The sequence below is a fragment of the Phytohabitans sp. LZ39 genome, from assembly GCF_059359075.1.
Genome location: NZ_JCADBM010000016.1, coordinates 245,601 through 255,209, shown reverse-complemented (window position 1 = coordinate 255,209; position 9,609 = coordinate 245,601). Strand labels below are relative to the sequence as shown.

Sequence of the window (9,609 nt, the reverse complement as noted above, 5' to 3'; positions counted from 1 at the left end):
ACCGACGAGGCCAGCGGGGACGGCGTCACCGGCACGCCCACCGTGCGGGTGGGCGGCAAGGACGTCCAGCCCACCACGCAGGCGATCCTGGCGGCCGTCGGCTGAGAAGGCTCGGCTACGCCGTGGCCGCCGGTGTCCTCGGGGCGCTGGCGGCCGCGGCACCCGCCTTGGCACACGGCGGCGACGCGCCCGACGCGACGAACTACCGCACGGTCGTGACCTCGGCACCACCGATGCCGGGGCTCACGGTGCGCGCCGTCGAGGCGGGCGGGCGGCTCGAGCTCGAAAACCGCACCGGCCGCACCATCGAGGTGCTCGGCTACGACGGCGAGCCTTACCTGGAAGTCCGCCCCGACGGGGTGTACGAGAACACGCGATCCCCGGCCACGTACCTCAACGCGACGCTCGCCGGCGACTCCGAGCCGCCGGCCACCGCCGACCCGACCCAGCCGCCCGAGTGGCGGCGCGCGTCGGACGAGCCGGTCTTCCGCTGGCACGACCACCGTACACATTGGATGAGCGCACAACCGCCGCCCGCCGTCCAAGCCGACCCGGGCCGGGAGCAACGGGTACGCGACTGGGTCGTGCCACTCCGCGACGGAGTGTCCACGATGGAGGTAAAAGGGACGCTCGACTGGGTGCCGCCACCGAGCCCGGGCGTCTGGTGGGCGTTCGTCATCATCGCCGGCATCGGCATAGCCGCCCTGGGCCTGTGGTCGCGGGCGCTGCCGGTCCTGGCCGGGTTGGCCGCGGCGACCGGTCCACTGGCGATCGCGTACGCGGTGGCCCGCGAGCTCGACGCCGGCACCACGGGAGTGGGCCGCGTGATTGTCGGCCTGCTCGTCGGCCAGGTGTGGCCCGTGGTCACCGCTCTGGCCGTGGTCGCCGCCGCTGGCTACGCCTTCGCCCGCCGCCCCGCCGCCGACTTCGCGCTCGCCATGGCCGGCACGTGCGTCGCCGTCTTCGCGGGCGCGGCCAACGCGGCGGTCTTCGCCCGCGGCGTGGTACCCGTGCCGTGGCCGCCGGTGGCCGCCCGGCTGGTGATCCTGGCGGTGATCGCGGTAGGCGGCGGCGTGGCGGTAGCGGCCGCGCTACGCATGCGCGCGGCGGCACAGGCCGCGGCGGGCGCGGCGACGCCCGAGGAGCCGGCCACCCCATAGCCCGGCCGGTAACCTGGAGGGTGTCTCGGATCAGGACTCGTGACGGGCGTCGTCTTCGGGTGGAGGTTTCGGGAAATCCGCAAGGGTCACCGGTGTTCCTGCTCCATGGCACGCCGGGCAGCAGGGTCGGTCCCAAACCGCGGGCGAGCGTTCTCTACCGGCTCGGCGTTCGTCTCGTCTGCTACGACCGCCCCGGATACGGCGAATCCGATCGATCGCCAGAGCGGACCGTCGCCGACGCGGCGCAAGATATCGAGGTCATCGCCGACCATCTGGGGATCGAGCAGTTCGCGGTGGTCGGCCGTTCCGGGGGCGGCCCGCATGCCCTCGCGGCCGCCGCGTTCCTGCCCGAGCGCGTATCGCGGGTCGCGGTACTGGTCGGGTTGGCGCCGGCGAACGCGTACGACCTCGACTGGTTTCACGGCATGACGGATGCCAACTTCAACGCCTACACGACCGCTGACGTCGACGGGCCGAAGCTCGTGGAACGGCTGCGGCTGCGGGCCGACCGTGCCCGCCGCGACCCGGAGCATCTCGTCGAGGTGTTGCGCGGCCAGATGACCGATCCGGACCTGCGGGTGGTCGGTGACATCGTGATTCGCCGCCTGCTCGCAGAGACGTACGCCGAAGCGTTCCGGGCAGGTCCATACGGTTGGATCGACGACGTTCTCGCGTTGCGTTCCCAATGGGGATTTCGGCCGGAACACATCCGGCCGCCGGTGCTGCTGTGGCACGGTGCCGACGACAACTTCTCACCGGCCAGCCACACCCGGTGGCTGGCCGCCCGGATCCCTCGCGCCTACGCGCAGGTGCAGGCGCAGACGGCACACTTCGGCGCGGTGCAGATCCTGCCGGAGATGCTTTGCTGGCTGATCGGCGGCACGCTCGGTCCGTCTGACGACGCACCAACCTACTGACCGATCCCGCGCCACCGCGCGCTACCAAGCCGGATGTGGGTCGAGGGTGCGGAGTTCGTGCCCCAGCACGCGGGCCGTGTCTTCGGCGTAGCCGCGCGCCATCTCCGACGCCTCTTCCGGTTGTCCTCCTTCCGCGTGCAGCGCGGCCAGGTTGAGCCGGACAGCCAGGGCGTGCGGGTGGTCCGGGCCCAGCACGTCGCGCATGCCGATGTTGGCCTCGTCGAGCAGCGAGCGCGCGAGCGCCGTGTCGCCGGACGCGCGGCTGGCGACGCCGCGGTTGTTGAGGCTGGCGAGGGCGTACGGGTGCCGGGGGCCGAGGCTGCTCTCGTAGGCGAGGTGTACCTGCGTCAGCTCGGTGACCGCACTGCCGGCGTGGCCGAGCGCGAGCAGGTTGACGGCTCGGCTCAGGCGGCACGAGAGTGTCGCGGGATTCGCCGGACCGAGCTGCTCGTTCAGCCCTTCGTACGCCTCGTCGAGGAAAGGGGCGGCAAGGTCGGCGTGGCCGGCGCACCGCAGCGAGACGCCGAGGTTCGCCGACGCGACGAGCGCGGGGAGGGCGTTCGAGCCGAAGGTCTCTTCGAGCGCCCGGCGGATCAGACGCAGCAACGCGACCGAGCCGGTGTAGTCGCCGGCCTCGCGCAGGTCGCGTCCCAAACTTCCGCCCGACGCGAGGGTCAGCGGATGACTCTCGCCGAGGAGCCGGCCGCGCAGTTCGTACCCCCGCTCATCGTGAACCCGCGCGGCGCGGAACTCCCCGGCGGCGCGGTAGGAGGCGGCCAGGCCGTGGGCCGCGAGGAGCGTCGCCGGGTGCTCGGCGCCGAGTGATTCGAGACTCGCGGCGTACGTCTCCCCGTCGAGCGTGGCCGCGGCGGCGTACCGCCCGAGCGCGCGGAGGTCGGCTCCGAGAGCACAGGCGGTGCCCAGCGCGTCGGGGTCGGCCGGTCCGAGGAGGGCGCGTTGCTCGGCCAGGACCTCTACGTGAATGGCGTGCGCCGTGTCCGCCCCTCCCAGGTCGCGGGTGATGCGCCCGAGCAGGTCCCGCAGCCGGAGCGCCTGCCGGTGGTGGACTACGCCGGACTCGCGCCAGGTGGCTTCCGTCCGCGTGGCATGCGTGTGCGCGTCGACGAGAGCGCCGCGCGCCAGATCGTGCCGGAGCCGGTCGAGGATCAGCTCCCGTACCGGCTCGTCCCGGCAGCTCGCCGCGTCGCAGTGGTCGAGGTGGGGCCACAGTAGACCGAACCACGCCCAGGTGGTCGGGTCGTCGACGCCGGCGGACGGGCGTAGCCGGGACAGCACGCCGTGCACCTGGTGCTGGGCGTCCGCGAGCCCGTCGTCGTCGAGCTGGCTCCGCAACAGGTGCTGTAACAGCCGGTGGACGTGCAGCTCGCGGCGACCGACGTCGAGCCTGACGAGGGCCAGGCGGTTGATCCTCTGTACGAGCTGGGCGCGGTAGGGACGATCGGCGACCGCCGGGTCGTCTCGGGCGAGGGCCGCCGCGAACTCGTCGGCGTAGATGACGTCCAGCCCGACGCACGGAGCGAGCACCGCGCAGAGCTGGAGAAGCCGGTGCGCGGTCGGGTGACTTTCCCGCAACCGGTCCAGGGTTCGGGCCCAGGTCTGCTCGACGCCCGCGACGCCGTCCCGCTCGACCTGCCGGGCGTACTCCTCGACCCGGGTGCCCGTCTCGGCGAGCCAGGCGCCGGCGCCTTCCAGAGCCAGCGGCAGGTCGCCGAGCAGGGCCGCCAGCCGGTCGGCCTGTCGGGCCTCGATGGCGGGCACGAAGCGGCGGAGGTGCTGGACACTCTCGCGCCGGCTGAAGACCTCGATCCTTGTCGTGTGCACAAGGTCCTGCCAGGCGGCGCCACGTGAGGTGAAGAGCAGATGACCCGCACCCGGCGGGAGCCGGCCGGTGATGACGTCGAGGTCGTCCGCGTCGTCGCAGACGACCAGCCACGGGGCGTACGGCTTTCTGGGCGCCGGCCGGCCGATGTCGGCCAGGGCGGGCCCGCGCACCTCGTCCGGGCCGAACCACCAGACCGCGTCGTACGCGTTCTTGAACCTGTGCGCGTACTCCAACGCCACCTGGGTCTTTCCCACACCGCCCAGCCCGTGCAACAACACGGGTACGGGGCGGCGCGACGCGTCGGCTTCGGTGTGCGAGTGCAGGTAGGCGCGGATCCGGCGGAGCTCCGCCTCACGGCCTGTGAAGCGCGGGTTTCGCTCCGGCAGTTCGACGATCTCGGGAGGGTGTCCCGGAAAGCGCCGGCCCAGCTGGCGACGATCGGGAGGCACCACGGCGCCCGTGCGGCCGACAAGGCGGAGGATCCGTTCCATCACGGCGTCGGTATCGAGTCCGGCGAGGAAGACCGACGCCGAGGTCGTCAGCCCGGGTAGGGTACGGACCTCGTCCACATAGACCGCCAGCACGCCGTCGTCCCTTTTCCGGGGCACCAGCGTCGCCTGGATGTCGGCGCTCGCAGCCGAGACGATCAGCAGCAGGCGGGCCTCGTGTGACGCCCGGCGGGTGCCCCGCTCGGTGGTGCTCAACGGCGCGTCGTGTACCCGAACGCCGGCCGACATCAGCAGGCGCTCGATCCACTCGGCCCAAACCTGGTCGGCGGGAACGTACGCAAGGGCGAGCTCCTCTTCGACCACCGCGGACCGGCGGGTGAACTGGGCGAGCGTGTACGCGCGCAGCGGATCGTGCACCGGCGCGAGTCGGGTGACCGCACCCTCGGTGATGTGGTGGGTGAGCGCCTCGTATGCGCTCAGTAGGGAGGAGGCACTCCCGGGCCGATCGCCGAACGTCGCCAGGATCTCTTCGAAGGCGTAGAAGGGGCGATAGGGCAGCTCGACCGCGCGCCAATACTCCTCACGTTCCGATTCGGACAGTCGGCTGGGCAGGCCGGCGAGCCGGCTCATGGCGAGCATCCGACCGATCTCGGCCTTCTCCTGCTCCGCGGTGTCCACCCGGGTCGGCACCGGCAGGATACGGATCTCGCGACCGCCGTACCGGTACCGGACCGATGCCGCTGTCTCCGCCGCGCCCTCGATGCCCTGCGCGCTCAGGGTGAAGCAGTTGACGAGCACATCCGGTAGCTGAATCGTGCAGATGTCCGCGACCTCGTTCCACCCGCTGCGGCTGTCGACGAGCGTGTAGTCGTATCCACGCCGCATGTCCGCGCGCAGTTCGTCGAGAAAAGCCCCGCCTTCGTAGCGCTCATAGAATTCGTCCCAGTTCATCGCGCTGAGAGTCGGCGCGTACAGCCGATCCTGCCGGCCAGCGGTGAGCAGGTGGAGGCACCCGTCACCGGGAAACTCCCAGTCGATGCCGATGACGTGTGGCGCTACCTGAGCGTGACGCTTCCACTCCGCAGCGCCTCGCGCGAAATCCCATTCGTATCCCCGGACAAGATCGGCGACGCCCGTGGCTTGCTCGGTCGACTCCGGCCGCAGGAAGGGCCGGAAGTATCTGTGCAGGGCGGGAGCCTCGAAGTTCCAGTCCGTGATGAGTACCCTATGCCCGGCTGCCGCCAGGATCCAGGCGATGTTGGCCAACGCCATCGTGCGACCAGTGCCACCGGTGAACGAGTAGAACGTGACCATTCGACCAAACCGGTCTGTGCTCATTGAGACTCTTTTCGAGGCGCGGCGTCGACGATCCATATAAGTGAAGCACTCGATGGGCGAATTGACCCAGAGCGCTGCCCCGAGGCCGAGATTTCGATCTTTCAGACTTGTGGATCGTGATACTGATGGCTCAGAATCCGCAGGACCCTCCGGGCCTCCGCGCGACGCGCGGGGTTGCGCGACAGCAGGGACACGAGGGTGGCGCTGACGAACGCGACCGCCCTTGCGACCTGCCAGGACAGCAGGACCAGGAGCGCGATGGCGCTCGTGTCCAGTGGGACGTTCACGGCTTCTCCTCCGGCGGGCGGGCGGCGACGTGATTGACGCCTTGAAATGAGCGTGAAACCCGGCGCGTGAGGTCTCTACTTTTGTGGCCCCGTTGATACAGATCTTTACGCGACCGGTCGGGCGTGAATTGCTCGTCCGCCTCCGGCCGTGAGCTTGACAAAGGCAACCAATGAGCGATCTTCCGAAAGGATCATGAACCGCGGTGGCCGGATAGTTGTTAAGGAGTGAGGTGCCATGTAAAGCTTGTCCATCAGGGCTTGACAAGGGTTGGCGCGCGCGTGGAGTGTGTTGTTTGGCGATCCCGTTGCCAGATCTGGATCACTTACCCAGTGGTCCGCTGCGCGAGTTGGTCGTGTCCCTGCACGAGCTCTACGACCACGCTGGGCAGCCCGCGGCCCGACTTATCAGCAAAGACATCTTCCGGCTCCCCAACCGCCTCGAGAACGTTTCGCACCAGACCGTGAGCGCCATGCTGCATGGCACCACGCTTCCCGCATGGGGCAAGGTCAAGTCGATCGTGGTCGCCCTGGCGCAGCGTGGCGAGCTCGACGCCGAGGAGAAGGAGCTTGACCGAGTTTTCAAGCCGCTGTGGGTGGCGGCTCGTGGCGCGGGTCGGACAGCCACCCGAGTGGTCGCGTCGCCGGCCTCGGCCTCGACCGGTGAGTCGCGGCTCGGCCCACGGCCGGAGCTGAAACCCCCGTCGCCGATGCATCCGGAGCGGCTGACCCCCGTGATCCGCTCGTTCGACGTGGTGCGTCCGCGGATCGAGTCGTCGCGGCCGGTGCCCGCTGAGCCCATCGTGGGTGGGCTGCCCGACCGCGACATCAGCTTCACCGGCCGCCGAGCGCTGCTCGACCGCATGCGGGCGGAGATGCTCGCCAACCCGCACGCGCCGATGGTGCTGCATGGCCTGAGCGGGGTCGGCAAGTCGCAGCTGGCCCGGGAGTACGTCGAGCGGTATCTACCGGATCACCTGGTCACGTGGTGGGTGCAGGCTGACCAGGTGGAGCGGGCACGCCGGTCGCTGCTCGATCTGGCCGACCGGCTCGGCACCCGGATGGGGCAGAGCGCCGAGCAGACGATCGAAAGCGTCATCAAGGACCTCGAAGCGCTGCCGGCCCCTTATCTCCTCGTGTTCGACGGCGTCAACGACGACGAAGTGCGCCGCCTGATGCCCAACTTCGGCGGCTATGTCATCGTCACCACCTGCGACCCGACGTTCGGACACGAGAGTACGAGCGTCGGCATCGAGGTGCCCGACTTCACCGTGGACGAGGCCGTCGCGTTCCTGCGAAAGCGGGACGAGGCGCTGACCGAAGAGCGCGCCATGGAGCTGGTCGGCAAGATCGGCAGACTTCCGCTCGCGCTCGAACACATCGCCGCGCTTCGCCGCGCGCCCGGACTGTCCTGGGAGGAGTTGCAGCAGCGGCTGGAACACACCGCGGCGGACGACGCGCCGGCAGGATCACCGTCTACGCATCCACCCGAGGTGCTCGCGTCCATCAAGGTGGCTCTCGAGGCCTTCCACACGGCGGATCCGGCCGCGATGTTGGTTCTCGAACTGTTCGCGTGGTTCGGCTCCGAGCCGGTGTCGGTGGCGCTGTTACGGCAGGGGCGGGCCGGTAACGTCTCGACGGCGCTGTGGCGCACGTTTCGCAATCCCGTCGACCTGCCGAAGGCGCTGCGATCCATCCAGCAGTTCGGGCTGGCCCGCCTACACGCCGATCAACGGGTCGAGGTCCAGCCCGTGACGCGGGGTGCGTTGCGTGCGGTCCTGTCACCCGACGCCTTGGAACGGGCCCGGCACAACGTTCACGAGATCCTGGCCGCCGCGGACCAGGGCCGACCGGACGACGTGGTGTCGATCGGCATGCACCGGGAGATCGCCGCTCACGTGCTGCCCGCCGATCTCATCCGGTCGAAGTTGGCGGCGGCGCGCCAGACGGTGTATCACCAGATCCGATACAGATACATCATCGGTGACTACGCCGGCGCGTGCGCCCTCGCGGATTCGACCGTGTCGGCGTGGGGTGCGGATCCCGACCTGGGGCCGGCTGACGAGTTGGTATTGCAGGCGACCCGTGAGTGGGCCAACGCGCTTCGCGGGCTTGGTCGATATCAGGAGGCCCGCGACCTGACGGCAGACGCCATGAGCCGGCTTCGCGCGGACCCGGATTACGGCGAAGACCACCACCTCACATTGGACATGTCGTCCAGCCACGCGTCCGACCTGCGCCTGTCTGGGGAATACCGCAGGGCTTTGGAAATCGATCGCGACACGCTCACCCGCTGCCTGCACCAACACGGTGAGTTGGACGCCCGTACCGCCCGACGCCGGCACAATCTCGCGGTCAGCCTGCGCCACCTCGGCGAGTTCGCCGCCGCTCGGGCCACAGACCGCGTGGCGTTGGCTTATTACCGCGACAACCACGGTGCCGACGACTGGCGGACTCTCCTGTCGGTACACGCGCTCGCCGAGGATCTGTACGGGCTGGGCCAGTACGGACAGGTGCTCGAACTACAGCCGGAGTACGCCGGCACGGGCAGCCGACTGCCCGCCCAACTCGACCGGGCCGGCTTACTGTTTCGGCGGACCCTGGCACTTGCGCACCGCGGTCTCGGCGCCGTGGCGGAGGCCTTGGAGATGCTTCATGACCACTACGGCGAATGCAACATCACGTTCGGCTCGGATCACGAGTACACACTTGCCGCGATGCTCAGCTACGCCAACACGTTGCATCTGCACAATGCCGTGGAGGAAGCCGACGTCTGGGCATCGGATGCCGAGACGGCGTATGTGCGGACCTTCGGGCGTCGCCATCCCCTTACGCTCGGGGCCCGGGTAAACCGGGCGGCGATCCTGCGTGCCAAGGGACAGCGGACTCCGGCACAGCAGCTTGACGCGGTAGCGAGCGAGGCACTGCGCGACACGCTCGGTGACCGGCACCCGTTCACGATCTCGGCGATCGCCAACCTCGCCACCGACTACTCGCTGGCTGGCGGGCGGGCACAAGTCGCCCGCGCGCTTTCCGCCGACGCGTACGCGAAGGCACGCGAGGTGCGTGGAGAAGACCATCCAGACACACTGGCGATCGCGGCCAACCTCGTGCTGGATCTGGCCGGGGCGGGAGAGACCAGCGAGTCGGAGGCGCTGCGCGAGGACGTGCTGGCTCGGACGAGCGTGTCGCTGGGGGACGCGCACCCTATCACCGAGAGCGTGGCGCACAAGAGGCGTATCGATTGTTTGGTCGAGCCACCCTCAGCCTAAACCGTGTCCATGTCAAGATTTGTCAAGTTGCTCCCGTGAGGTGTAAATCTGACACCTCCGCAGTTCTAAGTCCTAGATACTTCTCCGGCAAAGTGTGCGCGGCGGGCAGGACTGTGCCCGCCGCGAGTCAACATATAGACGGAGGTAGATATCCGTGGACGCCACGTCGATGGACGCAGGGTCGGAGTCGAATCGGTGGGCGCCGCTGGCAGAGGTGTCAAACCTCGCAATCGCAGACCTTGCGGCCTCCGGTGATCCCGCTCTGGTCCGTTCCGTAGAGCGGCTCGTGCGTAGCCTCGACGACCCTGACGGCGTCATCTCGGCGTTCAGTTCCTTCGTGCAGTGA

The 9,609-nt window shown here is 69.3% G+C and carries 6 protein-coding genes; 4 read left to right on the top strand and 2 right to left on the bottom strand.

The annotated features are described in order from the left end of the window. Window positions 1–122 precede the first annotated feature (122 nt). Window positions 123–1,160 (top strand): hypothetical protein, encoded by a 1,038-nt coding sequence (locus tag AC5L36_RS28870; RefSeq protein WP_441221864.1) that lies wholly within the window; start codon window positions 123–125, stop codon window positions 1,158–1,160. After that, the gene (locus AC5L36_RS28865) at window positions 1,157–2,077 is read left to right on the top strand and encodes an alpha/beta fold hydrolase (RefSeq protein ID WP_441221888.1); all 921 of its coding nucleotides are present in this window, start codon (window positions 1,157–1,159) and stop codon (window positions 2,075–2,077) included. Before AC5L36_RS28870 ends, AC5L36_RS28865 begins: the two co-directional genes overlap by 4 nt. Window positions 2,078–2,098: 21 nt before the next feature. Here the strand turns inward: AC5L36_RS28865 and fxsT (AC5L36_RS28860) are convergent, their stop codons facing one another. Together fxsT (AC5L36_RS28860) and AC5L36_RS28855 are read right to left on the bottom strand one after the other, a co-directional pair. Continuing rightward, complete coding sequence (fxsT, locus tag AC5L36_RS28860) at window positions 2,099–5,707, bottom strand: FxSxx-COOH system tetratricopeptide repeat protein (RefSeq protein ID WP_441221862.1); 3,609 nt, start codon at window positions 5,705–5,707, stop codon at window positions 2,099–2,101. A 101-nt stretch (window positions 5,708–5,808) separates the two neighbouring features. Beyond that, entirely contained in the window at window positions 5,809–5,994 is a 186-nt protein-coding gene (locus AC5L36_RS28855; RefSeq protein ID WP_441221860.1) for a hypothetical protein, read from the bottom strand. A 293-nt stretch (window positions 5,995–6,287) separates the two neighbouring features. Here AC5L36_RS28855 and fxsT (AC5L36_RS28850) point away from each other — a divergent pair, with 293 nt between their 5' ends. Next, window positions 6,288–9,263: an FxSxx-COOH system tetratricopeptide repeat protein gene (gene fxsT, locus AC5L36_RS28850; RefSeq protein ID WP_494909206.1), complete on the top strand. Its 2,976-nt coding sequence runs from the start codon at window positions 6,288–6,290 to the stop codon at window positions 9,261–9,263. Between the two features lie 169 nt (window positions 9,264–9,432). Beyond that, window positions 9,433–9,609, top strand: a complete 177-nt coding sequence (locus AC5L36_RS28845; protein ID WP_494909216.1) for an FxSxx-COOH-like cyclophane-containing RiPP peptide — start codon at window positions 9,433–9,435, stop codon at window positions 9,607–9,609.